Here is a 24,859-nt window from a genome sequence, read left to right on the forward strand (position 1 = left end):
TCGATCTCGAGGTGCGACCAATGAAGAGACTCACCGCCGCACTCACCGCGGCCGCGATCGCCGCGGGACTCACGATCGGCGCCGTCACCCTCGCCGCGCCGGCGATGGCCGACGACGACCTGCCAGGGGTGCCCGCGTCCGAAGCCGCCGCCGTCGACCTCCCCGATGCAGACGAAGACGCAGCCGCAGCCGCAGCCGCAGACGACGCCCTTGCGGCCGTCGACGCCGCTGCCGTGGTTCCGGGCGTCATCTGGGCTGACTTCACCCTCTCGCGAGTCACCCTCGACAGCGGTGGCGCGTTCGGCACTCCCGTCGGCGAGATGTCGGCGGTCACGGCGAATGTCGGCGCCGACACTCGCGGCGTCTTCCACGTGTCGGGTGAGACGGCCGGCATCGACACCGGCATCGACGGAGCGGCGGTCTTCCAGGTCGTGATGCTCGGCAAGGAATCGGGATACTGGATCGCGAGCAGGGTGTGGGCGACCGGCGACATCGCCAACGCCTCGTGTCGGGTGTTCCAGGGCGACCCGCGCGCAGGCGGAACGCCAGCCGCCGTGAGTCCGTTCATCTGCGACGTGAGCTACACGCAGGGGTTCCCGAACACGCGCTACACCTTCGCACTCTCGCTCAACCGGTACGTCGAAACGGCCGCCGTGTTCACGACGACCGGGCCGATCTCGCTGACCGCCGGTCACTTCGAGTTCGACGTGCCCTACGGCGTCGCGGGCACCGCCGAGGTCGCGAAGAACAGCAGCACGAGAACCGAGACCGTGGTGCGCGACGGAGACAAGGGCGTCTACGCCGACAACTCGCGAGTCGAGTTCACCTACCGAATCGTCGACGACGGCACCCCGACGCAGTTCTGGATCGCGGGCTGGTCGAACAACTACCGTTCGAGCGGGGTGCATTTCCCGCGTGATGGAACGTGCTTCGTCGTCGACACCGATCCCATCGCCAACGGCGCACCGCCCCTCGACAAGGCGGTACGCGTGAAGGTCTCGCCCTACAGCTGCGAACTGACCAGTGAAGCAGGGGTGAACACCGGCGCCTACGAAGCGCATTTCACCGTGGCGCGACGCGCGATGACCGTGCTCGACGGCTCGGGCCACGGAGCCAACACCCTGCTGGCGCGCGAGCTCGTCGCCGATGTCTGCGGTGCCCGCCCGGACGACTGCGGCCTGAGCCTCGCGAGCGCCACGACCGTGCTGGGCAAGGAGCGTCCCATGTCGGAGACCGTGCTGAACGGCACCGATATCGAGCAGACGGCGACGAAGACCGTCAGCTCGTCGGAGACGGTCACCAATTCCGGCGGGTTCGAGTTCACGATCAAGTCGGAGTTCGACGGCATAGGTGCGAAGTGGGAGGCCTCGCTCATGGTCCACTACGAACGCTCGGTCGCCACGACGACGAGCACGACGTTGAGCCTGCCGATCACGGCCCCTCCGCACACGAAGGCCTGGTGGGTCGGATCGCCGCCGATGGTGCACTCCGAGGGCACGGTGATCGTGCTGAAGGACGGGGTCTACTACGAGATCATCGACGTCTCGGCCGACTTCCCCGACGCGAGCGCGGGAGCGCAGTGGGCGATCAAGCCGAAGACCGAGCCCTACCTGGGCACGTCGGTGCCCGGTGGACCGACCACGCCCGACGCCGGGACGAGTCCGCCCGACGCCGACTCGCCGGTCGGCGACCCCTCGGCCACCGCGGGGTCCTCGCGCACGCTCGCCTCGACGGGCGTCTCCGAGATCGAGGTGCGTGGATCGATCGCCGCCGGGGCGTTCCTGCTCGCGGGTGGAGCGGTCCTGATGCTCGTACGCCGTCGCCGCTCGCGCACGACCGGGTAGGGGCACCGCGGCGGCGCCGAAGGCACAGCTCGTGCGTTCGGCGCCGTCACCGGCACCGGTGCCGTCGGCGCTCAGCTCGGATTCGGGATCACGGATGCCGCGGCGCGGTGTCCGCCGAGGCTGCGAGGTAGCGCACGACCGCCAGCACCCGTCGGTGGTCGTCGGAGTCGACCGGCAGGCCGAGCGCGTCGTAGATGTTCGAGGTGTGCTGCACCACGGCCTTCTCGGTCAGGAACAACTGCGCGGCGATCGCCGCGTTGCTGCGCCCCTCGGCCATGAGGCCGAGCACCTCGCGCTGTCGGGGCGTCAGCCCGCCGATCACGCCGTCACCGCGGCTGGCGCGGTTCACCATGACCGCGACGATCTCCGGGTCGAGCGCGGTGCCGCCCGCTGCGACACGTCGGAGGCTGGCCGTGAAGGTCTTGACGTCGGCGATGCGCTGCTTGAGGAGGTATCCGACCCCGCCGCTGTCCTGGTTCACGAGTTCCGTCGCGTAGCGGCGCTGCACATGCTGCGACAGCACCACGACGCCGATGGCCGGGTGGGCGTGGCGGATGCGCAACGCCGAGACGAGCCCCTCGTCGGTGTAGCTCGGCGGCATCCGGATGTCGGTGATCGCGAGGTCGGGCAGGTGACGGGCGACCTCGCGCTCGAGTTGCGCGGCGGTGCCGACGGCGGCCAGGACGGTCACGCCGTCGCTCTCGAGCACGTGCGCCAGGCCCTCGCGCAGGAGGACCTCGTCTTCGGCGATGACTACTCGCATGGGAGCTCGACCTTCACTCGTGTGCCGGTTCCGGGATCGGATGCGATCTCGATCGTTCCGTCGATCGCGGCGACGCGGTCGACGAGTCCGCGCAGGCCCGTGCCGCCGTTCATGCGGGCGCCGCCGACGCCGTCGTCGCTCATCTCCACGACGAGCCGCCCGTCGGCACGACCGAGCGAGACGTGCACCGAGGAGGCCCGCGAGTGCTTGACCGCGTTGGAGAGCAGCTCGGCCAGCACGAAGAAGGCCGTGTGCACCGTGGCATCCGAGAGCCCGTGTTCATCGAGGTCGGCCGCGAGCGTCGCCGGAATCTCGAGGCGGTCGACGAGGTCTTCGATCGCCGCGGTCAGTCCCTGCTCGAGCAGGCTCGCCGGGAGCACGTTGTGCACGAGGCTGCGCAGGTCGGCCGCCGCCGCATCGATGCCCCGTCGCAACTGCTCGGATGCCGCGCTGACGGCGGGTGCGGCATCCGCCGAGTTCGCGATGGTCTGGGCCTCGAGCGCGAGCAGGACCAGTTGCACCTGGAGCCCGTCGTGGAGGTCGCGTGCGATGCGCGAGCGCTCGCGGTAGGCGGCCTCGACCAGTCGCAGCCGCGACCTCGTCAGCTCTTTGTTGCTGGCGAGCAACTCGGCCGTGAGGAGCTCGCGATCGATCGCGATGGCGAGCACCTCGCCCGCCCGGCGCACCTCGGAAGGGTCGCCGATCATCCGCGTGTCGTAGCCGATCTCGCCGACGAGCCGGTCGCCGACCCGCACGTCGACCCACCCTCGACCGGGGTCGTGCTCGTCGCGTTCGATCGCGGCGCCGGCCTCGTCGACGAACGCGCCTCGATCCGACGACCAGTAGGCGACCCGCAGGGATTCGTCGCCGAGGGTGGCGGCGAGTGCGCGACCGGCGGCAGGCCGGGTCGCACCGTCGATGGCGAGCCAGGCGCTGAGCGCCTCGAGGGCCGTCGTGCGCCGGAACCCGCCGAGCAGCACCCCGAGGAGGAAGGCGATCGGAAGGCAGGCGATGACGGCCAGTTGCACCAGGCCGACCACCTCCCGATCGAGTTCGAGCGCCCGAGCGATCACCGGGATCGTCGGCACCAGGAGCACCGCGAGGGTGCCGTAGGCGAACATCGGGAGCAGCACGCGCCGGTGACGCGCATCTGCCGCCACGAGTCGTCGTGCCAGCACGACGGCGGTCACCGTCATCACCCCGATGCCCAGCACCGTCTGCGCCTCCTCGAACAGTTCGAGGCCGCCGACGGTGACGGGCGGGAGGAGGTTCGTGACGATGTCGAACCCGATCGCCACGACGTAGCCCGCGATCACCGCGGCGATCGACAGCCGCCCGCGGAGCCGCCCCGACGGGAACGCGTGCAGGATGTGCACGGTGACCGCGAGCACGCTCGTCGCGAAGATCGAGTTGAGGAACACGAAGAGCGGTGCCGGCACGTTCGCGATGCCGCCGAGGTAGATCGCGATGCCGCCGACGATGATCAGCGGGCCGACGCCGTTGCCCGGCCGACGCCACCACGCGATGAGGCCGGCCGCGATCCACGTCAGGAACACGATCGTGAAGGCGGCCACCGGCCAGAACGGGGTGGAGTAGGCGGAGCCCGCACCGAGCTGGGCGACCGCGAGGATCAGCGCGAGGGCCAGGATCACCCGCAGGGCGCGCTCGAGCGAGCCGTCCCGCACTCGCGGACGCGGCGGGTCGGTGCGCGACACCGTGTCGATCGACGGCTGCGAGGTCATGCCACCGAACCTACCGGCCCGGCACGTTCGGCCGAATGGGCCTAGGCCCCCTCGACCCGAACGCAGACCTAGGTCCATTCCGTCGGGCTCCCCGCCGACCTACGGTGAATCGGAGCCTCGGAATCCCGGGACTCGGCGACGAAGGGGAGCGGCACATGCAGTCACGCGTCACGAAGGACCGGGGAGCGCGGGCGGCTCGAACCATCGTCGCCGTCGCGGTGTCGACGCTCGTGCTCGGGGCGACCGCCGCGTGCACGGCCGAGTCCACCGGTAGCAGCAGCTCCGGTGGCACGCCGATCACCGTCGAGACGGGCGATGCGCCGAACCAGGACGTCATCCCCCTGTACACCGATCAGGATGCCGCCATCGAAGCCGCAGTGAAGAACCTGCCCGGACACGTCGAGGAGGCACTCGACCGCACGGGTGTTCCCGGCGCGCAGGTCGCCGTGGTCTCGGGCGGCGAGACGGTCTACCAGGGCTCGTTCGGCGTGCGCGACGTCACCACCGAGGAGAAGGTCGACGACGACACGCTCTTCATGATCGCCTCGCTCTCCAAGCCCGTCTCGGGGACCGTCGTCGCCAAGGCCATCACGGAGGATCCGGACCTGTCGTGGTCGACGCCCGTCAAGGACCTGATGCCCGACTTCACGATGGGCGACCCGTACGTGACCGACAACGCGCAGATCGGCGACTACTTCACCCACCGCACCGGCATTCCGACCGGCGGCGGCGACGATCTCGAGGACGTCGGCTTCGACCGCGACTACATCCTCGCCCACCTGAACCAGATTCCGCTGGCACCGTTCCGGATCACGTACCAGTACTCGAACTTCGGCCTCACGACGGGTGCCGAGGCCGTCGCGGTGTCCCGTGGCGCGACGTGGGAGCAGACCGCCGAGGAGCTGTTGTTCGAGCCGCTCGGCATGGACTCGACCACGTCGTCGCACGCGGACTTCCTCGCCGCCGACAACCGAGCCGTGCAGCACGCGCGCCTCGGCGACAAGGACTTCCAGCCGGAGTTCGATCGCGACCCCGACGCCGAGGCCCCCGCGGGCGGCATCGCGTCGACCGCCGGCGACCTCGCGAAGTGGATGAACCTGGTGCTCGCCGACGGCGAACTCGACGGCGAGGCCTTCATCGACCCCGCGACGATGACGCAGGCGTTCTCGGCGCAGATCGTCAGCTCGCACAACCAGACCCTCGATCAGCGGCCGGGTCACTACGGCTTCGGCGTCAACGTCGGCTCGGGCGCCGGCGGCCGCGTGGTGCTGAGCCACTCGGGCGGCTTCGGGCTGGGCACGGCGACGGCCGCGTCGATGGTGCCCGACCTCGACCTCGGCATCGTCGTGCTGACGAACGGTGCGCCGATCGGCGCCCCGGAGGCGGTCGCGCAGGAGTTCCTCGACGACGTGCTGTACGGCGCCCAGACGCGCGACTGGGTCGAGCTCACGGGCGGTTACTTCGAGCACTTCAACGCGCCGGCCGGCGACCTGGTCGGTGAGGAGGCGCCGACGGATGCCGCGGCATCCGGCCCTGCATCGGACTACGTCGGCACGTACGAGAGCCCGTACTTCGGCACGCTCACCATCACCGAGGAGGGCGGCTCGCTGCAGGGCGCCATGGGCCCGGAGGGCGACTACACCTTCGCGATCGAGCCGTGGGACGGCGACACGATGGCGTTCGCGCCCACCGGCGAGAACGCGCTGCCCGGGTCGCTGTCGTCGGCCGTCTTCGCCCGAGGGGGCGCGGGAGTCTCCGGAGTCACGCTGACCTACTTCAACCAGTACCCGCAGGTGGAGGAGCCTTCCGGGCTCGGCGTGTTCACGCGCGTCGGCTAGGGCTGAGGCCGACGACGACACGAGAGCCCCCGGTTCGCCGGGGGCTCTCGTTCGTGCGGTGCCTCAGGCCACGGCCGCCTCGAGTCCCTGCTCGGCGCGCTCGGCGCTGCCCTCGGCGAGCCCGCGCTCGATCGCGCGGCGCGACGCGATCCACGTGATGACGCCGACGACGAGCACGATCACCTCGGTGACGGTCAGCGCCCAGATGATGCCGGCCAGTCCGAACCAGAGGTTGCCGAGCAGCACGATGGGGATGAACAGCACGCCCTGCGCGAGCGACATGACGATGGCCGCGCTCGCCCGGCCGGTCGCCTGGAAGAACGAGATGATCAGCCCGGCGAAGCCGTTCGCGATCATGGCCACGAGCTGCGCTGTGAGGATCGTGACGCCGATCGCGAGCACCGACCGGTCGGCGACGAACACCTGGAACACCTGCTCGCCGAACACGATCAGCGTGGTCGCGGCGACCAGCACGATGCCGCCGACGGTGATCGCCGAGACCCGCAGCGCGGACCGGAGCCTGGCCCGATCGCCCTTGCCGTACGCGTAGGCGAGCAGCGGCAGCACGCCGAGCGTGACGCCCATGACGAGGAACTCGGGCACCTGCGCGATGCGCACGGCCACGCCCATGGCCGCGAGCGCGGTGTCGCCGTAGGCCACGGCGAGGTTGTTGAGCACGAGCGCGGTGACGATGAGGAACCCCGACTGCAGCAGCTCGCCCACGCCGACGCCGAAGACGGGCTTCACCACGGCGGGCGCCAGCGTGAACCATCTGGGCGCGAGACTGAGGTGGTCGCTGTGCCGGTGCAGCCAGATCGCGAAGTACGCCACGACACCCACGTTCGACAGGCCCATGGCGAGCGCCGCACCTGCGACACCCCAGGGCAGTACGAGGATGAACAGGATGTCGAACACGACGTTCGCGACAGCCGAGGCGATGAGCGCGATCATCACCTGTCGCGCGGCGCCCTCGGCGCGCACGAGCTGCTCGAGGCAGAACGCGGCGGCGAGCACGGGCACGAACGCGAGCATCACGCCGACGAAGGCGCTGGTCGCCGGCACGGCGGCGGCATCCGCCCCCAGGAGCGAGACGAGCGGATGCAGCAGCAGCAGGCCGATGCCGCCGAGCACGGCGCCCGTCACGACCGAGCCCCAGAGCGCGAACGACGAGACGCGCTTGATCTCCCCCGCCTTCGACGGGTCGTGCTCGGACGCCCCGAGCAACCGGGAGATGAGGGCGCCGCCGCCAACGCCGAACACGCCGCCGACACCCATGACGAGGCCGAGGAGCGGTGCGGCGAAGGTGATCGCGGCGAGGAGCGTCGCGTCGTGGAGCGAGCCGATGAAGCCGGCATTGATGACGTTGTAGATCGCGCCGACGATCATGGCCGCCGCCATCGGCACGCAGAGGTGCACGAGCGCACGGATGATCGGGGCGGAAGCGAGGTACCAGCGGTCGGTGCCGACCTTCGCGGCCGCCGAGACTTCGGGGGTGGAGGCCGGATCGACGGCCGGCCGGGGTGCCGGCTCGATCGCCGGGGTTTCGAGGTTCGAGATGCTCATGACTGCTCCCTTCCGGGCAGGTTCGAGCGCGCGCCGACGAGCGCCGGCACGGCGAGGTGAAGCATGAGGTGCGAGGCGCTCGAGCCGGAACGGCGGGGCGCCTCCCGGTTACGACCGGGTGGGCTGCGGGAGTTCCGCGGTGATCTTCTGGAGGAGTGCGAGCAGTTCTGCCCGCTCGGTGCGGTTCAACGGCGCGAGGATCGTGTCGTCGGCGGCCGCCATGGCGGTTTCGAAGCCCGAGATGAGCTCGGCTCCGGCATCCGTCGCGTACACGCGCTTGCTGCGTTCGTTGCCGGCATCGGTTCGACGCTCGACGAGGCCGCGGCGCTCGAGCCCCTGCAGGAGGCTCGTGACGCTCGCCGCACTCGTGCGGGTGATCTCTGCGATGTCGCGTTGGATGGCGCCGGGGTTCTGCACGAGGTACCCGAGGACGAAGCTCTGCGCGTGGCTGAGTTCGCGTTCGCGGGTCCAGTCTTCGCCCGCCTTCATCTGCGCCCACCCGATCCATCGAACGAGCTCGAGCGCACTGGTGAGGCGAGGTCCCTGAGCATCCATACTCAGAAGACTAACTGTTAGATCTCTAACTGTCAAGTCTCGAACTCGGACGCCGGATGACGGATCGCTTGTCGCCCCGGCGCACGTCCGCGAGAATTCGACGATGACCAACCTCACGATCGGCCGCTCGTCAGAGCCCGCCCGCCGCACGGCACGGCGCGGTCGGCGCCCGCGGAGGTCGATCGCCGAGAAGGTGCACGCCGTGGGGCAGAACCGCATCGGCGCGCTGCTCCTGCTGCTCGCCACCGTCGCGGCCGTCGTCTGGGCGAACGTGTCGTTCGGGGCGTACGAGAGCTTCTGGGAGACGCACCTGTCGGTCGGCGTCGGCGACCTCACCCTCGACTTCACGTTGCACGCCGTCGTGAACGACGCGCTGATGGCGATCTTCTTCTTCACCGTGGGGCTCGAGGTGCGCCGCGAGTTCGCGATCGGCGAGCTCACGAGCTGGTCGCGCGCGGTCGTTCCCGTCGTCGCCGCCATCGCCGGACTCGTCGTTCCCGCGGTGCTGTTCGTCCTCATCGCCCGGGGGTCCGGTCAGGAGCACGCCTGGGGCATCGTGATCTCGACCGACACGGCGTTCCTCGTCGGCGCGCTCGCGCTGATCGGGCCGCGTGTGCCCGGCCGCCTCCGCGTCTTCCTGCTCGCGCTCGCGGTCGTCGACGACATCGGCGCCCTCAGCATCATCGCCCTCGTCTACACCGCGGACTTCAACCCGATGCCGCTCATCATCGCGGCACTCGGCCTCGCGGGCGTGTACTTCACCAGATACCTGCGCGGCGGCCGCGGTCCCGTCTACGCGACGCTGTCGATCATCGTGTGGATGTCGTTCCTCGCATCGGGCGTGCACCCGACCCTCGCCGGCGTCGCGATCGCCCTGCTCGTACCCGTGTACCGCCCGAACCGCCGCGACGTCGAGCACGCGCTCGACCTGGCGCGTACCTTCCGGCAGTCGCCGAACACCGAGTACGCGCGGGCCGCCGCGAACAGCCTGCGCGAGTCGATCTCGATCAACGAACGCCTCCAGTCCGCGTATGCGCCGTACGTCGCGTACGTGATCCTGCCCCTCTTCGCGCTCGCCAACGCGGGCGTGCAGCTCTCCCCCGAGATCCTGACCGACGCCCTCGGCTCCTCGATCACGTGGGGCATCGTCGTCGGCCTCGTGCTCGGCAAGCTCATCGGCGTGTTCGGGTCGACGGCGCTCCTCCGAGTGTTCAAGCTCGGCGAGTTCGGCCCGGGGCTCACGCTCGATCGCATCCTCGGCGGTGCTGCGCTCTGCGGCATCGGCTTCACGATCTCGCTCTTCATCGTCGACCTCGCGATAACCGACGAGGCCGCGCAGAACGAGGCCAGGGTCGGCGTGCTCGCGGCATCCGTCATCGCCTTCGTGCTGGCGACCGTCATCTTCAGGATCTCGGATGCCTCGCGGCCCGACGAGGACAGCGGTCAGACGCTCGCCCGCCCCATCGACCCCGCGCGCGACCACGTCTTCGGTTCGGCCGACGCGCCGTACACGATCGTCGAGTACGGCGACTTCCAGTGCCCGTTCTGCCTCAAGGCGTCGGGATCGATCCAGGAGGTCAAGGAGGAGCTCGGCGACCGACTCCGGTACGTGTGGCGGCATGCTCCGCTCGAGCAGGTGCACCCCAACGCCCTGGCGGGTGCCGAGGCGGCCGAGGCGGCCTCGCTGCAGGGCAAGTTCTTCGAGTTCGAGCGGGGACTCTTCGCCGACCAGGACAACCAGCGACCCACGGACATCATCCGGCTGGCCGGCGAGCTCGGACTCGACGTCGAGAAGTTCGAGCGCGACCTCACCTCGTCGAAGGTCACGGGCCGCGTGCGCGACGACATGCTCGACGCCGAGGCCATGGGGATCAGCTCGGTGCCGACGCTCTTCATCAACGGGCGCCGGCACACCGGGCCGTACGACGCCCAGTCGTTGATCCGCGCGCTCGCCGCCACGGATCCGGTCGAGGCGCCCGCACCGTAGCGGTCCACGCGACGCGGGATCGCACGGGCCCGCTGCACGCCCCGATGCTCGTTGGATGGCGAACGCCGCCGCGTCCGAAACCTCCGACGTGCACTCGAAGATCGTTAGGATCATCGGACGGCCACCGCTGTCTCCGACCCACCCGGAATGGATCGATGCCCGACCTCGAACTCGACCGCGCGATGCTCGAACAGCTCGCGCGTCGCATCCGAGACGCAGCCGACTCGTCATCGCTCCCGGCGCACCGACGTCCGCCCCGAACGAACGGCCCGTTCTATGACCCGACCAACTCATCCGCGGAACTCCCGGCTCGCCAGGGCCGGGTGCGCCACGGCTGCGACGATGCTCGTCGTCGCGCTCTGCGGCTGCACGGCAGGAGAAGGATCGACGACGGACCCGCAGACCGCACGCGATGAGCTCTCGGCGCTCTTCGACGAGACCCAGGACCTCATCGACGGCGACTGGACGAACGAGGATCAGGTCGTGCCGCTGAGCTGCACCACGCGCGAGGGCGTCGACGGGGTCCAGTTCGAGCTGCACCGCACCGGGCCGGGTACCGACGACGCCGACGCCGCCGCCCGAGTCGCCGACCTCTGGAAGGCGAACGGCTACGAGATCCTGCGCACCGGCGAGGCCGGCGCCTTCGGATTCGAGGTCGCCGCCGAGAACGCACGCCGGTCGAGCATCGTCTTCACGACGACCGAGGACGCGAGCATCGTGACCGGCGGCTCGGGTTGCGAACCCGGCGACGTCGCGGATCCGACGTATTCGCCGTGGCTCACCGACTCACCGTCGGAGCCGACGGACTGAACGGGTCACCTCTCGGTGCTCGCGGGGATGTCGGCCGCGGCGAACATGCCTTCGGGCAGGCCGTAGGCGTCCTTGGCGACCCGGCCGCGGATGAAGAAGAGCAGCACGAGCCCCGTGAAGATCACGGCGAAGTTGCCGAGCCCGCCGAACGCGGCGAGCGGCCCACCGGTCGAGTACTCGGTCGAGAGGAAGATCGTCGGGTCGGTCGAGGCGTGCAGCAGGATCGGCCAGATCAGGTTGCCGGTGACGCGCAGCGCCAGGTACATGCAGATGCCGAAGAAGAACGTGTAGACGACCTGGAAGAGGGTGGCGGTCAGACCCTGCGTCGACGTGAAGACGTTGCCGAGGTGCATCGCGGCGAAGAGGCCGGCCGACGCCAGCGCGACGAGGATCTCTCGGTGCCCGGCCCGGCGCATGAGGTTCACGACGAACCCGCGGGTCACCGTCTCTTCGGCGAAACCGATGAAGAGCCCGGCGAGCAGCCACGACCCGACGACATCGGCGCCCGCCTTCTCGTAGTCGATCGTGAACAGGTGGATGACGTTGAACACCACGACCACGGCGACGGGGATCCACATCCACCACGATCCGCGGATCGGCTGGCGGCCGAAGAGCTCCTTCAGCCATCCGATCGAGATCGCGAAGACCACGAGCACGATGCACGCGAGGACGATCGGCAGCGCGGTCGTGAGCAGGATGTACTGGGCGCTGCCCTCTTCGCCGAAGGATCCGCCGAGCAGCGGCGCGACGATGAGGTTGCCGAGCGCGAGGTAGACGCCGTAGTAGACGGCGACGAAGAGCAGTGCCTTCCACCAGCCGCCACGATCCCAGAACCGCTTCCATCCCGACTTCGCCACGGCTTCGCCCATGTCTCCGACCCCTCATCTGTGTTCTCGAACTGCACGGCCGCGCCGTTGCCGCCTCGTTTCGACCTTAGCTGTGCGCGTCGGATCCGTGCACGTGCGCTGGGGGCGAACGCCCGCGAGCCGTCGGCGGCGCGCGTGTAGCTTCGGAAGGACCGGCGGCGATCGGCCATCGGCGAGATGCGGCATCCTTCACCGGGAGCCGCGAGCGAGGGAGCACCGTGAGCGACGACCATCTTCCGCGTCGATTCCAGATCGACCTGCCGGCCGACCGCGCACAGGGCGTGTTCGCCGACTTCGCGCGCGTCTGGCACACGCCGAACGTGTTCGTGATCGACTACGTCGCGCTCACGCAGCCGCCGTCGACGGTGGAGGATGCCGACGGGTCGCGCGCGGTCGCCGTGCCCGGGCAGGTCGTCAGCCGCATCCGGATCCCACCCGAGCAGGTGTTCGAGCTCGCCAAGGCGCTCACCCAGCAGCTCGAGGCGTGGGAGCAGGAGACCGGGCGCAAGCCGCCCGAGCGTCCGCTGTTCGGGCACGGGCACCCCGGAGAGTGATGGGCTGAGGCGCGGCGCGGGTTTCGTGCGTCGAGCGGATGCCGCGGCATCCGCCCCTCGATCGCAAGCCCTTGTGCTGTGCTCGGCCCGATGGTGGACTGTCGCCTGTCGCCGCCGGACGAGGGCCGCGACATCCGTCACGAGAATCAGGGGACCTCATGCCGTATGTGACCGTCGGAACCGAGAATTCCGCTCCGATCGAGCTGTACTACGAAGACCACGGGGCCGGTTCACCGGTCGTGCTCATTCACGGATACCCGCTCGACGGCGCGTCGTGGGAGAAGCAGGCGCGGGCGCTGCTCGACGCCGGGCACCGCGTCATCACGTACGACCGCCGCGGGTTCGGGGCCTCGAGCAAGCCGACGACCGGGTACGACTACGACACCTTCGCGGGCGACCTGAACACGCTGCTCGAGACGCTCGACCTGCAGGAGGTCACGCTCGTCGGCTTCTCGATGGGCACGGGCGAGGTCGGCCGCTACCTCGGCACCTACGGCAGCGGGCGCGTCGCGAGGGCGGCGTTCCTCGGCAGCCTCGAACCGTACCTGCGGCAGACCTCCGACAACCCCGCCGGCGCGGCGCCCGACTTCGACGACCTGAAGGCCGCCGCGACCGGCGACCGGTTCGCCTGGTTCACGGGCTTCTTCGAGAACTTCTACAACCTCGACGAGAACCTCGGCACCCGCATCTCCGAGGACGCGGTGCGCGGCAGCTGGCAGGTCGCCGCCGGAGCCTCCTGGTACGCCGCGTCGGCGTGCGTCGACACGTGGCTCACCGACTTCCGCGGTGACGTCGAGAAGATCGACGTGCCCGCGCTGATCCTGCACGGCACGGCCGACCGGATCCTGCCGATCGACGCGACGGCGCGCGAGTTCGCCAAGCGGCTGCCGGATGCCACGGTCGTCGAGATCGAGGGCGCACCCCACGGGCTGCTCTGGACGCACGCCGACGAGGTCAACGCGGCGCTGCTGGCGTTCGTCGACGGCTGAGCCCGCGCACCGACGGTCGACCTGTTCGAGGGCTCCGCGGCCCGCCTGACAGAACGCACAACCTGCGATACCGGTTACGCGTATGATGCACAGGCGGGCCGGGCCTGCGAACGTGCCCGGGGGTGGGGCCCGCGAACAGGGCGAGAGCCCGCGGCCCTCCCGATCCCGACGTCGCCCGTCGTCGTGGATCACCCTGATCCCCCGGAGGCCCACTGTGGGCACGCTCGTGTACAACGGCAACGGCAGCATCCCCATCGACGACCGCGTGCTCGCGCACCTGCAGGTCGTGATCATCGACAAGCTCCGCCGCAAGGAGTTCTTCGCGTTCACGTGGCAGCTCTCCGGGCGCGAGTCCACGGTGTGGTTCGGCCCCACGATCGCGCTCGAGTTCGTCTACTCCGGCGGGCGCGTGCCGACCCTCAATCGCGCCTGGCTCCATCGGCTCGCCGAGGCCGCGTCGTCGAACGCCGGGCTCTCGCTGCTGCCCGAGCCGGCCGACGGCGTTGCCGCTCCGGCACTCCGGATTCCGGTCCCGGCGCCGATGCGCGAGGTCGCCGGGTCGACGCGGGCGCGCGCGACCATCTGACCGATCGAGGCGCGCACGTCAGCGCGCCGCGGCCCAGTCGAGCAGCTGCTCGGCGGGCCAGGTGTTCACGATGCGCTCGGGGGGCACGCCGTTCGCCTCGGCCCGCGCAGCTCCGAGTTCGAGGAACGCGAAGTGGCCGGGCGCGTGCGCGTCGCTGTCGATCGAGAAGCGGCATCCGGCCTCGAGTGCGAGCTGGATGAGGTCGTCGGGCGGGTCCTGGCGTTCGGGGCGCGAGTTGATCTCGACGGCGACGTCGTGCTCGGCGCACGCGTCGAACACGGCCTTCGCGTCGAACGTCGACTGCGGGCGCGTGCCACGCGAACCCTCGACGAGGCGGCCGGTGCAGTGCCCGAGCACGTTCGTGCGCGGGTTGCGCACCGCGCGCAGCATCCGCTCGGACAGCTCCTTCGACTCGGTGCGGAGCTTGGAGTGGATGCTCGCGACGACCACGTCGAGCCGCTCCAGCATCTCGGGCGACTGGTCGAGCGAACCGTCGAGCAGGATGTCGACCTCGATGCCCGAGAGCAGGCGGATGCCGCCGCCCGCGCGCTCGTCGCGGTTCAGGCGCTCGAGCACGTCGAGCTGGTCGAGCAGGCGCTCGACGCTGAGGCCGTTCGCGATGGTGAGGTTCGGCGAGTGGTCGCTGACCACCAGGTACTCCAGTCCGACGAGTTGGGCCGCGCGGGCCATCGTCGAGATCGGGGTCGTGCCGTCGGACCAGTCGGTGTGACTGTGCAGATCGCCGCGGAGCTTCGCCCGCAAGCCGGTCGGGGATGCACCGGCCGCCGGCCCGCTCTTCTCGCGGAGCGCCACGAGATAGGCGGGCACCTCGCCGCCCACGGCCTCGGCGATGACCGCGAACGTGGTGTCGCCGATGCCCGGCGTGCGCTTCAAGCGCCCGTCGCGCACGCGCTCGGCGAGGTCGTCGGCGTCGAACTCGCCGATGATCCCGGCCGCCTTGCGGAACGCCTTCGACTTGAACGCCGATGCCCGGTCGCGCTCGAGCAGGAAGGCGATCTCCTCGAGCGCCGCGATGGGTTCCATGCGCCCATTCTGGCCCGGACCAGGGTGCCGGGCTAGACTTCGACGACCGTCATGCCCGAGCCCGTCGCCCCGGCCGTGCCCATCGCCGCGAGCGCGTCGGGCACCTCGTCGAGGCTGATGCGGCGCCCGACGAGCTCGATCGGACGGAAGTACTCCGACGCGACGGCGTCGAGCATCGACGGGTACTCGTGTGCGGCCATGCCGTGGCTGCCGAGGATCTCGAGCTCGCCCGCGATGACCGCGTCCATGGGCATCGCGGCGAGCGCGCTGGTGCCGACCATGAGGCCGATCTGCACGTGCCGCCCGCGCTTCTTCAGGCTCTGCACCGAAGCGAACGCGGTCTCGCTGCTGCCGAACGCGTCGACCGAGACGTCGACTCCGCCTCCGGATGCCTCGAGGATGCGCTCTGCGGCACCGTCGCCGCCGCGCACCGGCACGGCGCCGAGCTTCTCGGCGGCGTCGAGTGCGGCGTCCGACACGTCGACGCCGTAGACCCTGACGCCCGCCGCGACGGCGATCATGATGGCCGAGAGGCCGACCCCGCCGCATCCGTGCACCGCGATCTGCTCGCCGGGGGCGAGGCGGCTGCGCGAGATGATGGCGCGATAGGCGGTTGCGAACCGGCAGCCGAGCGAGGCGGCCTCGACGAAGCCGATCACCTCGGGCAGGCGGATGAGGTTCAGCTCGGCCTCGTCGATCGCGACGTACTCGGCGAACGAGCCCCACCGGGTGAACCCTGGCTGGGACTGCGCGTCGCAGACCTGCTCGTTGCCGTCGAGGCACTCGGGGCAGCGTCCGCACGCGCAGATGAACGGTGCCGTGACGCGGTCGCCGACGGCCCAGCCGGAGTCGGCCGAGATCTCGGAGCCGAGCTCGGCGATCTCGCCGGCGAATTCGTGGCCGGGCACGTGCGGCAGGGTGATCGTGTCGTCGTGGCCCATCCAGCCGTGCCAGTCGCTGCGGCAGACGCCGGTCGCCCGCACCCTGATCACCGCGCCGCGCGGCGGGCACTCGGGTTCGGGCACGTCGGCGAGCTCGGGTCGCTCGCCGAATTCGCTGAAGAGCACGGCACGCACGGGGTCCTCCGTTGGGTCGACGGATGTCGCAGCTGAACGGGCCGCGTCGGGTCGGCGGGGCGCTGGGGGACGCGCATCCGCCATGCGGCTTCGCTGGCGACAGGATGCGAGCCTACCGGCCCGGGGAGCCCGAGCCTGCCGCGCCCGCGCGCGTGATCCGAGCGCGTGGCCCGGATGGGTTGGCCGTGTGCGTGGGCCCTACCGCTCGCGCACGCGGTGACGACCCGTGACGCGCGGTCGAAATTGTGGAACAATCGCCGTCATGCGTTTCGTCGTGGCCGTGCTGCTCGCGTCCGTGTGCTTCGGCACCACGGGCGCCGCCCAGGCGCTCGGGCCCGATGCGGACCCGTTCTCGATCGGTGCCGCGCGCATCCTCATCGGCGGCGGTGCGCTGGCGCTCGTAGCCGGCGTCATGACGTGGCGTCGACGCAGTGCGGCGGCGGGGGCGGGGGCAGCAGCGAACGCTGTCGCCACGGGGCCCGGTGCGACGGGTGCGCCGACGCCGGGCGCCCGCCCGCGGCATCCGCTCGGCACCGTGCTCGTCGTCGCGATCGGCGCTGCGGGCGTGCTCGCCTACCAGCCGGCGTTCTTCGCGGGCACGGCCTCGAACGGCGTCGCGGTGGGCACGGTCGTCGCCCTCGGTTCGGCACCGGTCATCACGGGCGCGCTCGACTGGGCGCTCCGCCGACGCTTCCCGGGCCGCCGCTGGCTCGTCGCGACCGCGATCGCGACCGCCGGAGTCGCCGTGCTCGCGGTGGCATCCGACCCCTCGCAAGCCTCGTCGAACCCGCTCGGCATCGCCGCCTCGGTCGCCGCCGGCGCCTCCTACGCGGTCTACACGCTCGCCGCGAAGCACCTGCTCGACCGGGGCTGGTCGCCGACCGGGAGCATGGGTGCGCTGTTCGGCACCGCGGCGGTGGCGAGCCTGCCGATCCTGCTGATGACGGATGCCGAGTGGCTGACCACGGGCGCCGGACTCGCGATGGCCCTGTGGCTCGGCCTCGTCGCGACCACGCTCGCCTACACGCTCTTCGGCGCGGGGCTCGCCGGACTCTCGCCCGCCGTCGTCTCGACGCTCACGCTCGCCGAGCCGATCACCGCGAGCGCGCTGGGCGTGCTCGTGCTCGGCGAGACCCTCGCCACGGGGTCGGTGCTCGGCCTCGCGACCCTCGGCGCGGGCATCGTGGTGCTCGCCTCGGGCGGATGTCGGAGGTCGAACGTACGTTCGAAGACATGGACCTCATCCTCATCCCCGGCTTCTGGCTCGATGCCGCTTCGTGGAACGACGTCGTCCCCCTCCTCGAGGAGCAGGGGCACCGAACCCACCCCGTGACCCTGCCCGGGCTCGACTCCGTCGACGCCGACCGCTCGCGCATCGGCCTGCGCGAGCACATCGACGCCGTCGTGCGCCTCGTCGACGGGTTCGACGAGCCAGTGGTGCTCGTGGGCCACTCCGGCGGCGGTGCCATCGCGCATGGCGTGGCCGACCGGCGCCCCGACCGCATCGCGCGCATCGTCTACGTCGATTCCGGCCCGCTCGCCGACGGCCAGGCGATCAACGACGGGCTGGCCGTGGTCGACGGCGAGATCCCGCTGCCCATGTGGGACGAGTTCGACGATGCCGATCTCGTCGACCTCGACGACGGGCTGCGCACGGCGTTCCGTGCCCGGGCGGTGCCGCAGCCCGCTGCCGTCGCGACCGACCCGATCGTGCTGCACGACGAGCGCCGCTACGACGTGCCCATCACCGTGATCGCGTGCGAGTTCCCGAGCGCAGTGCTGCAGGAGTACCTGGCGGCCGATGCGCCCTTCACGCGCGAGCTCGCCCAAGTGCGGCAGGTCGACTACGTCGACCTGCCGACGGGGCACTGGCCTCAGTTCACGAAGCCAGTGCAGCTGGGGCAGGCGATCGCCTCGGCGATCCGCTGACACTTCGGGTCTGCGTCGGGCGGATCTGCGTCAGGCGGGTCTGCGTCGGACGGGTCTCCGACGGCCCGGTCCCCGACGGCCGGGTCGTCACCTGGTCGGCGACCGCCTGCCCCGGCTGCGACTGGTCGATGGGGCCGCCCGGCCGCGAGTACCAATGGTCGGCCCCGCGCCCGCAGGTACAGGCGAGCTCGACGGTCTCCTGAAGTCCGGCGGCCTTGAAGAGTTCACGGTGCGGCACGGTAGGGGTGCTCTTGCGGCGCATGGGATGCTCCCGTCGCTCACGGCACGCGGGCTGCGTGCCTTCATGTGAGAGACGCGGATCGGGCACGATCATGACGCGGAGGCCGCGACGAATTCCACTGGGCCGTTCTAAGCGCGCCGCGCCCAGCCGGCATGGCCGAGCCGAATCCCGATCAGAGCTGCGAGCCGTCGATGCCGAACGTGTCGCAGGCGGCCGCGCCCTGCTCGTACCCGGTCGTGAACCAGGCCTGGCGCTGCTCGCTCGTGCCGTGCGTGAAGGTGTGCGGGGTCACCTGCCCCTGAGCGGCCTCCTGGATGCGGTCGTCGCCCACCGCTGCGGCCGCGCTCAGCGCGTCCGCGACCTCGGCCGAGGTCGGCGGCACCAGGAACGACACGCCCTTGGGGTCGGTCGTGTTCGCGGCGTTCGCGACCCAGGCGCCGGCGAAGCAGTCGGCCTGCAGCTCGGTGCGCACGCTGTTCGAGTCGGGGCCCGTCTGCCCGTCCTGTGCGGCACTGAGCGTGCCCGCGAGGTTCTGCACGTGGTGGCCCCACTCGTGCGCGACGACGTACATCTGCGCGAGCGGCCCGCCGCTCGAACCGAACCGGGTCTCGAGCTCGTCGAAGAACGTCACGTCGACGTAGACGACCTGGTCGGGCGGGCAGTAGAACGGGCCCGTCGCGCTCGTGGCGGCACCGCACCCGGTATTCACCGACTGGTCGAAGAGCACGAAGTCCTGCGGGGCCGTGTACGCGACCCCGAGCTCCTGCGGCGCGGCCTGCTCCCAGTACGCCTCGAGCGACGCCGAGGCGCCCCGCATGCGGCAGTCGACCCGCTGGTTCGCGTCCTGCCCGGTCAGGCACTCCTCGATGCTCGAGTCGGGAGCGGCCTCCTGGCCGCCGCCGCCGCCGAGCAGCCCGGTCAGGTCGACGCCGAGCAACTGCGACACGATGACGAGCGCGATCACACCCAGGCCGCCGCCGACGGCGATGCCGGTGTTGCGTCCTCGCTTGGAGGCCTTCCCGCCGCTGATGTCGGCGTTGGGGTTGAAGGTCATGCGCCGACGCTACTCCACGCGTCGACCCTTAGGAGATTCGTCCGCTCCGTCGGGGTCGGCCTTGACATCGGCGTCAGCGTTGGCGTATGCGTCTGCCGCGCCCGCGTCCGCGCCGGCTTCGTCGCCCTCGCCCGAGTCCCCGCCGGCTTCGTCCCCCTCGGCCGAGTCCCCCTCGCCCTCCCCGTCGCTCGCGTCACCGCTCGCATCGCCGAAGACGTCTTCGTCGACGTCGTCGATGAGGTCGACGTCCTCGATCGGGTCGTCGTCGACCTGGTCGCCGGCGGCGGCAGTCGAGCCCGCGGCATCCGCCTCCCCCGCGACCTCCGCCTCCGTCGCGACATCCGCCTCCGCCGCGACCTCCGCACCGCCCTCGAAGGTGCGCGCCGACGCACCGCCGCCCCCGTGCGCGCGCTCGGCGAAGCGGTCGGTGGCCTCGATCAGCGCATCGAGGATGCCGGGTTCGTCGAACGCGTGCCCGGCGTCGCCGATGATGCGGAGCTCCGCGCCGGGCAGCGCCCTGGCGAGGTCCCACGCGGTCATCACCGGCGTGCACATGTCGTACCGGCCCTGCACGATGACCGTCGGGATGTCGGCGAGCCGGTGCGCGTCGCGGATGAGCTGCCCCTCGTCCCACCATCCGCCGTGTCGGAAGTAGTGGTTCTCGATGCGCGCGAACGCGGTCGCGTACTCGGGCGAGACGAACTTCGAGATGGTCTCGATCTGGGGCAGGAGCGTGATCGTCGTGCCCTCCCACCGCGACCAGGCGATCGCGGCCGGTTGGTGCACCCCGGGGTCGGGGTCGGCGAGCAGCCGCCCGTACGCCTCGATCAGGTGCGTGCGCTCGATCGAGGGGACCGGCGCGAGGAAGTCCTCCCACAGGTCGGGGAAGATCGCCGAGGCGCCGCCCTCGTAGAACCAGTCGAGCTCCTGGCGGCGGAGTGTGAAGATGCCGCGCAGCACGAGTTCGGTGACGCGCTCGGGGTGCGTCTCGGCATAGGCGAGGGCGAGGGCACTGCCCCACGAGCCGCCGAACACCTGCCACCGGTCGACGCCGAGGTGCACGCGCAGCCGCTCGATGTCGGCGACGAGGTGCCAGGTCGTGTTCGCCGAGAGGTCGGCGTCGGGCTCGCTGGCATGCGGGATCGACAGGCCGCAGCCGCGCTGGTCGAAGAGCACGATCCGGTACTTCTCCGGGTCGAACAGGCGCCGATGCGCCGGGCTCGTGCCGCCCCCCGGGCCGCCGTGCAGGAACACCACCGGCTTGCCCTCCCGGTTGCCCGAGATCTCCCAATAGATGTGCTGTCCGTCCCCCACGTCGAGCATGCCCGTTTCGAGCGGCTCGATCTCCGGATACAGGTCTCTCATGACCACACGGTAGCGATCCGCCCCCCGTGCGCGGCGTAGGCTCGGCTCATGAGCGTGAAACCGGTCACCATCACCATCACGGGGGCGGGCGGCCAGATCGGCTACGCCCTGCTCTTCCGCATCGCCTCGGGCGCGATGCTCGGCGCCGAGACGCCGGTGCGATTGCACCTCCTCGAGATTCCGCAGGGCGTGCGGGCGGCCGAGGGTGCCGCCCTCGAACTTCAGGATGCCGCGTTCCCGCTGCTGCACGGCGTCGAGGTGTTCGACGACCCGGCATCCGCGTTCCAGGGCACCGAGATCGCGATGCTCGTCGGCGCACGTCCACGCACCGCGGGCATGGAGCGCGGCGACCTGCTCGCGGCCAACGGCGGCATCTTCGGGCCGCAGGGCGCGGCCATCAACGCGGGTGCCGCCGACGGCATCCGCGTGGTCGTGGTCGGCAACCCGGCCAACACGAACGCGCTCATCGCGGCCTCGCATGCTCCGGATGTCCCGGCCGACCGCTTCACGGCACTGACCCGACTCGACCACAACCGTGCGCTCGGCCAGCTCGCCGCGACGCTCGGCGCGCAGGTCGGGTCGCTCCGCGACGTCACGATCTGGGGCAATCACTCCGCCACCCAGTTCCCGGACGTCTCCCACGCCACGATCGACGGCGAGTCCGTGCCCGCACTGCTCGCCGCCCGACTCGGCGGTGTCGACACCGCGAAGGAGTGGCTCGTCGACACGTTCATCCCGCGCGTGGCCAAGCGCGGAGCCGAGATCATCGAGGTGCGCGGATCCTCGTCGGTCGCGTCGGCGGCGAGCGCCGCGATCGACCACGTGCGCGACTGGGTGCACGGCACCGAGAACGGGTGGACGAGTGCCGCCGTCGTCTCCGACGGCTCCTACGGCGTGCCCGAAGGCCTCGTCTCGTCGTTCCCGGTCGAATCGGTCGACGGCGCGTGGCGCATCGTGCAGGGGCTCGAGGTCGACGCCTTCGCCGAACACCGCATCGCGGCATCCGTCGCCGAACTCGTCGAGGAGCGCGAGGCGGTGCGCGCGCTCGGACTCATCTGAGCCGGTGCCGAACGGCGCGGGGCGGGCACGGCCATCATGGTGCGCGGACGAGCGCGGCATCCGCTCGACGTAGGCTTGACGCCATGGCCAGACTCACGCCCGCGCGTCGCAAGCAGCTCATCGTCGGACTCGTCATGGGCATCATCGTCGGCGTCGTGATCAGCTTCTTCACGGGCTTCTGGCTGTGGCTCGCCGCCGGCGTGGTCATGGGCCTCGCGACCGGCGCGATCATGAAGCCGCCGACGGAGTAGCGCGCCCCCGCACGTACGCCTCGATGCCGTCGATCACCCGTTCGAGGCCGAACGTGAAGCTGCGTCGGGGGTCCGAGGCCGAGCCGTACGCCTCCCCGGCCGCCAGGCCGACCCGACCAGAAAGCGGGTAGCGGGCCGGGTCCATGATCTCCTCGAGGATCGGCGCGTTTCGCTCCCACCACTCCTCGTCGGTCTCGGCGACGGCGCGGTGCAGACGCTCGGCGTCGAGGTGGGCCCGTGCCGGTCCGCTGACGTACCCCGTGATCAGCGTGATGATCTGGTCCATGTCGAGGTCGTCGAGGCCGAGGCCGTCGATGGCGCGCAGGCTCCATTCCCAGCGATCGGAGACGTTCGGCCCGAGCGGCGGGCGGCTCGTGTCGATCGAGAGCAGCCACGGATGCCGCAGGTACTCGTTCCACGCGAGGTGCGCGATGCGGGCGAGCCGCTCGCGCAACGGGCCGTCGAGTTCGGGCAGCGCTTGCTCGCCCGCGACCCGGTCGACCATGAGGTCGATGAGCTCGGCCTTGCCCGGCACGTAGGTGTAGATCGACATGGGCTTCAAGCCGAGGCGTTCGGCGATGCGCCGCATCGAGAGCGCCTCGACGCCCTCGTCGTCGGCGATCTCGATGGCGGCGTCGACGACGGCGTCGACGCTCGTGCGCTGCTTCGGGCCCCGTGATCCGACCGGATCACCGAGCCGATCGCGCCACAGCAGGCGGAGGGTGCGGTCGGGCTCTCCTCGCCCCGTGGATTCGGTCGGCATGCAGGCCAGCATACATTCTCCGTATGGTGTACGGTTAATTCCTCCGCAACTCCGTACACAGTACGTTGAAAGGAAGCGATGCATCCCCGACCGGTTCCACCCCGCCCCGCCCTCGAGGCCGTCGGACTCCGCAAGCACTATGCGAAGACCCCGGCACTCGACGGCTTCGACCTGCACGTCGCCGCCGGCACCGTGCACGGCCTCCTCGGCCCGAACGGCGCAGGCAAGACCACCGCCGTGCGCTGCCTCACGACGCTCACCGACCTCGACGAGGGCTCGGCTGCGATCGACGGCATCGACGTGCGCCGCGATCCGGCTGCAGTGCGCGAGCGCATCGGGCTCGTCGGGCAGTTCCACGCCGTCGACGAGGCCCTCACCGCGCACCAGAACCTCGTGCTCTTCGCGCGACTCAGCGGGATCTCGAAGCCGCGCGCGACGTCACGGGCCGATCACCTCCTCGAGGCGTTCGGATTGACGGATGCCTCGAGCCGCCCCGTGTCCGGCTTCTCGGGCGGCATGCGGCGACGGCTCGACATCGCCTCGAGCCTCGTGCTCACGCCGGCCGTCCTGTTCCTCGACGAACCCACCACCGGTCTCGATCCTCGCGGGCGCGCGACGGTCTGGCAGGCGGTGCGGGAGGTCGCGTCGATGGGCACGACCGTGCTCCTCACCACCCAGCTGCTCGACGAGGCCGACCAGCTCGCCGACCGCGTCAGCGTGATGGACCGCGGCCGCGTCATCGCCGAGGGCACGCCGTCGGAGCTGAAGCGCCGGCTGGGCGGCGACCGCATCACGGCTGCGTTCGCCGCCGCGGACCTCGACCGGGCGGCGGCCGTCGTCGCGAGCGCGGTCGGCGCCGAGGCATCCGTCGATCCCGACTCGTCGACCGTCACGGTCGAGGTCGAGAACGGATCGGCCGCACTCGCCCCGATCGTCCGGGCGCTCGACGCGGACGGTCTCACGGTGGACGACCTGGCACTTCGACGACCCACCCTCGACGAGGTGTTCCTGCACCTGACGGGCGCCGCGCCCGCCGACGCGGCCGCGAGCGACGCGACCGCCCCCGAACCGACCGACGAGGAGGCACGATGACGACCACCATCACCGCGACCGCAGGACTGCGCGACCGGCGCCCCAACCCCCTCCGGGAGGGCTGGCTCATCGCCGGGCGCGACCTGCTGCACTGGGTGCGCGAACCCTGGGGACTCGTCTTCGGGCTCGCGTTCAACATCATGCTGATCCTGCTGTTCGGCTTCCTCTTCGGCGGCGCCATCGACGTGCCGGGAGGCGGCGACTACATCGCGTTCCTCCTCCCCGGCATGTTCGCGCTCACGATGCTGTTCGGCCTCGAGAGCACGATGACCGCCATGGCCGAGGACGCGAAACGCGGCATCACCGATCGGTTCCGCTCGCTGCCCATCTCGAGTGCCGCGGTCGCACTCGGGCGGGCCATCGCCGACCTCGCGAATTCGGCGCTCAGCCTCGGCGTGCTCATGGTCGGCGGGCTCGTCATCGGCTGGCGTCCGACCACCGGGCCCGCCGAGATCGCGCTGGGCGTCGTGCTGCTGCTCTGGCTCCGGTTCGCCCTGCTCTGGCTCGGCATCTTCCTCGGCCTGAGCTTTCGCGGCACGGGCGCGACGACCGCGGTGCAGGTGCTCGTCTGGCCGATCGGGTTCCTCTCGACCGTGTTCGTCTCGGCCGAGACGATGCCGGGATGGCTCGGGGTCATCGCCACGTGGAACCCGGTGTCGGCCACGGCGACGGCGGCCCGGGAGCTGTTCGGCAACCCGACCGGCGTCACCAGCGGGTGGATGGCCGAGAACGCCGTGCTCGCGGCATCCGTCTGGCCGCTCGTGATCACCCTGGTGTTCCTGCCGCTGACGGCCGCGGCCTACCGCCACCTGCGCCGATAGCCGCACCGCAGGTCTGCGGGCAGCGAGAAGGCCGGACCCGATCGGGCCCGGCCTTCTCGGCGGGTGA

Annotated in this window: 22 protein-coding genes and 1 pseudogene; 13 read left to right on the plus strand and 10 right to left on the minus strand. The window is 70.8% G+C overall.

From position 1 onward, the window contains the following. The first annotated feature begins 20 nt into the window (after nucleotides 1–20). Nucleotides 21–1,844 carry a hypothetical protein gene (locus tag ATC03_RS15925; protein ID WP_067879197.1) on the plus strand — a complete coding sequence of 608 codons (1,824 nt, stop codon included), beginning with the start codon at nucleotides 21–23 and terminating at the stop codon, nucleotides 1,842–1,844. Between the two features lie 88 nt (nucleotides 1,845–1,932). On the opposite strand, the gene ATC03_RS15930 is transcribed toward ATC03_RS15925, so the two are convergent. Both ATC03_RS15930 and ATC03_RS15935 read right to left on the minus strand, forming a co-directional pair. Next, on the minus strand, nucleotides 1,933–2,607 hold the full coding sequence (locus ATC03_RS15930) for a response regulator transcription factor (RefSeq protein WP_067879199.1): 675 nt from the start codon (nucleotides 2,605–2,607) through the stop codon (nucleotides 1,933–1,935). Beyond that, the gene (locus tag ATC03_RS15935) at nucleotides 2,598–4,349 is read right to left on the minus strand and encodes a sensor histidine kinase (protein ID WP_067879202.1); all 1,752 of its coding nucleotides are present in this window, start codon (nucleotides 4,347–4,349) and stop codon (nucleotides 2,598–2,600) included. Before ATC03_RS15935 ends, ATC03_RS15930 begins: the two co-directional genes overlap by 10 nt. A 155-nt stretch (nucleotides 4,350–4,504) precedes the next feature. Here ATC03_RS15935 and ATC03_RS15940 point away from each other — a divergent pair, with 155 nt between their 5' ends. Continuing rightward, on the plus strand, nucleotides 4,505–6,187 hold the full coding sequence (locus ATC03_RS15940; RefSeq protein WP_067879206.1) for a serine hydrolase: 1,683 nt from the start codon (nucleotides 4,505–4,507) through the stop codon (nucleotides 6,185–6,187). A 63-nt stretch (nucleotides 6,188–6,250) separates the two neighbouring features. Here the strand turns inward: ATC03_RS15940 and ATC03_RS15945 are convergent, their stop codons facing one another. Together ATC03_RS15945 and ATC03_RS15950 are read right to left on the minus strand one after the other, a co-directional pair. Next, entirely contained in the window at nucleotides 6,251–7,750 is a 1,500-nt protein-coding gene (locus tag ATC03_RS15945; RefSeq protein ID WP_084003561.1) for an MATE family efflux transporter, read from the minus strand. A gap of 108 nt (nucleotides 7,751–7,858) precedes the next feature. Next, a complete protein-coding gene (locus ATC03_RS15950) occupies nucleotides 7,859–8,305 on the minus strand; it encodes a MarR family winged helix-turn-helix transcriptional regulator (RefSeq protein ID WP_067879209.1) in 447 nt (148 codons plus the stop codon). A 103-nt stretch (nucleotides 8,306–8,408) separates the two neighbouring features. Between ATC03_RS15950 and nhaA the strand changes: the two genes are divergently transcribed. Beyond that, nucleotides 8,409–10,292, plus strand: a complete 1,884-nt coding sequence (gene nhaA / locus ATC03_RS15955) for a Na+/H+ antiporter NhaA (protein WP_067879212.1) — start codon at nucleotides 8,409–8,411, stop codon at nucleotides 10,290–10,292. A gap of 276 nt (nucleotides 10,293–10,568) precedes the next feature. Further along, a complete protein-coding gene (locus tag ATC03_RS15960) occupies nucleotides 10,569–11,102 on the plus strand; it encodes a hypothetical protein (RefSeq protein ID WP_161490353.1) in 534 nt (177 codons plus the stop codon). 5 nt (nucleotides 11,103–11,107) lie between these two features. On the opposite strand, the gene ATC03_RS15965 is transcribed toward ATC03_RS15960, so the two are convergent. After that, nucleotides 11,108–11,971 carry a CPBP family intramembrane glutamic endopeptidase gene (locus ATC03_RS15965; RefSeq protein ID WP_067879218.1) on the minus strand — a complete coding sequence of 288 codons (864 nt, stop codon included), beginning with the start codon at nucleotides 11,969–11,971 and terminating at the stop codon, nucleotides 11,108–11,110. Nucleotides 11,972–12,186: 215 nt separating this feature from the next. Here ATC03_RS15965 and ATC03_RS15970 point away from each other — a divergent pair, with 215 nt between their 5' ends. From ATC03_RS15970 to ATC03_RS15980, 3 genes are all read left to right on the plus strand, one after another. Then, nucleotides 12,187–12,522: a DUF3467 domain-containing protein gene (locus ATC03_RS15970; RefSeq protein WP_067879220.1), complete on the plus strand. Its 336-nt coding sequence runs from the start codon at nucleotides 12,187–12,189 to the stop codon at nucleotides 12,520–12,522. Nucleotides 12,523–12,680: 158 nt separating this feature from the next. Then, nucleotides 12,681–13,511 carry an alpha/beta fold hydrolase gene (locus ATC03_RS15975; RefSeq protein ID WP_067879223.1) on the plus strand — a complete coding sequence of 277 codons (831 nt, stop codon included), beginning with the start codon at nucleotides 12,681–12,683 and terminating at the stop codon, nucleotides 13,509–13,511. 214 nt (nucleotides 13,512–13,725) lie between these two features. Next, nucleotides 13,726–14,097, plus strand: coding sequence for a DUF7882 family protein (locus tag ATC03_RS15980; protein ID WP_067879226.1), 372 nt, complete (start codon nucleotides 13,726–13,728; stop codon nucleotides 14,095–14,097). A gap of 18 nt (nucleotides 14,098–14,115) precedes the next feature. Here ATC03_RS15980 and ATC03_RS15985 read toward each other — a convergent pair whose 3' ends face one another. After that, nucleotides 14,116–15,141, minus strand: coding sequence for a PHP domain-containing protein (locus ATC03_RS15985; RefSeq protein ID WP_067879229.1), 1,026 nt, complete (start codon nucleotides 15,139–15,141; stop codon nucleotides 14,116–14,118). 32 nt (nucleotides 15,142–15,173) lie between these two features. Beyond that, a complete protein-coding gene (locus ATC03_RS15990; RefSeq protein ID WP_067879232.1) occupies nucleotides 15,174–16,217 on the minus strand; it encodes a zinc-dependent alcohol dehydrogenase family protein in 1,044 nt (347 codons plus the stop codon). A gap of 262 nt (nucleotides 16,218–16,479) precedes the next feature. Between ATC03_RS15990 and ATC03_RS15995 the strand changes: the two genes are divergently transcribed. Then, complete coding sequence (locus ATC03_RS15995) at nucleotides 16,480–17,550, plus strand: DMT family transporter (RefSeq protein WP_067879234.1); 1,071 nt, start codon at nucleotides 16,480–16,482, stop codon at nucleotides 17,548–17,550. Then, complete coding sequence (locus ATC03_RS16000) at nucleotides 17,451–18,146, plus strand: alpha/beta fold hydrolase (RefSeq protein ID WP_067879236.1); 696 nt, start codon at nucleotides 17,451–17,453, stop codon at nucleotides 18,144–18,146. Before ATC03_RS15995 ends, ATC03_RS16000 begins: the two co-directional genes overlap by 100 nt. Nucleotides 18,147–18,559: 413 nt before the next feature. On the opposite strand, the gene ypfJ is transcribed toward ATC03_RS16000, so the two are convergent. Together ypfJ and pip are read right to left on the minus strand one after the other, a co-directional pair. Next, a complete protein-coding gene (ypfJ, locus tag ATC03_RS16005; protein WP_067879239.1) occupies nucleotides 18,560–19,441 on the minus strand; it encodes a KPN_02809 family neutral zinc metallopeptidase in 882 nt (293 codons plus the stop codon). Between the two features lie 408 nt (nucleotides 19,442–19,849). Further along, nucleotides 19,850–20,806, minus strand: a pseudogene (pip, locus tag ATC03_RS16010) (prolyl aminopeptidase); the annotation flags it as partial. 48 nt (nucleotides 20,807–20,854) lie between these two features. Here pip and ATC03_RS16015 point away from each other — a divergent pair. Both ATC03_RS16015 and ATC03_RS20385 read left to right on the plus strand, forming a co-directional pair. Beyond that, nucleotides 20,855–21,865: a malate dehydrogenase gene (locus ATC03_RS16015; RefSeq protein WP_067879242.1), complete on the plus strand. Its 1,011-nt coding sequence runs from the start codon at nucleotides 20,855–20,857 to the stop codon at nucleotides 21,863–21,865. Between the two features lie 83 nt (nucleotides 21,866–21,948). Further along, a complete protein-coding gene (locus ATC03_RS20385; protein ID WP_152030985.1) occupies nucleotides 21,949–22,116 on the plus strand; it encodes an HPP family protein in 168 nt (55 codons plus the stop codon). Here ATC03_RS20385 and ATC03_RS16020 read toward each other — a convergent pair. Beyond that, entirely contained in the window at nucleotides 22,094–22,879 is a 786-nt protein-coding gene (locus ATC03_RS16020) for a TetR/AcrR family transcriptional regulator (protein WP_067882428.1), read from the minus strand. The two genes, ATC03_RS20385 and ATC03_RS16020, sit on opposite strands and share 23 nt — an antisense overlap. 78 nt (nucleotides 22,880–22,957) lie before the next feature. On the opposite strand from ATC03_RS16020, the gene ATC03_RS16025 reads away from it, so the two are divergent. Together ATC03_RS16025 and ATC03_RS16030 are read left to right on the plus strand one after the other, a co-directional pair. Beyond that, nucleotides 22,958–23,971: an ATP-binding cassette domain-containing protein gene (locus ATC03_RS16025; protein ID WP_067879245.1), complete on the plus strand. Its 1,014-nt coding sequence runs from the start codon at nucleotides 22,958–22,960 to the stop codon at nucleotides 23,969–23,971. Then, nucleotides 23,968–24,792 carry an ABC transporter permease gene (locus ATC03_RS16030; protein ID WP_067879248.1) on the plus strand — a complete coding sequence of 275 codons (825 nt, stop codon included), beginning with the start codon at nucleotides 23,968–23,970 and terminating at the stop codon, nucleotides 24,790–24,792. Before ATC03_RS16025 ends, ATC03_RS16030 begins: the two co-directional genes overlap by 4 nt. Nucleotides 24,793–24,859: the final 67 nt, after the last annotated feature.

Origin of the sequence: Agromyces aureus, from assembly GCF_001660485.1 — a bacterium.
Classification (GTDB): domain Bacteria; phylum Actinomycetota; class Actinomycetes; order Actinomycetales; family Microbacteriaceae; genus Agromyces; species Agromyces aureus.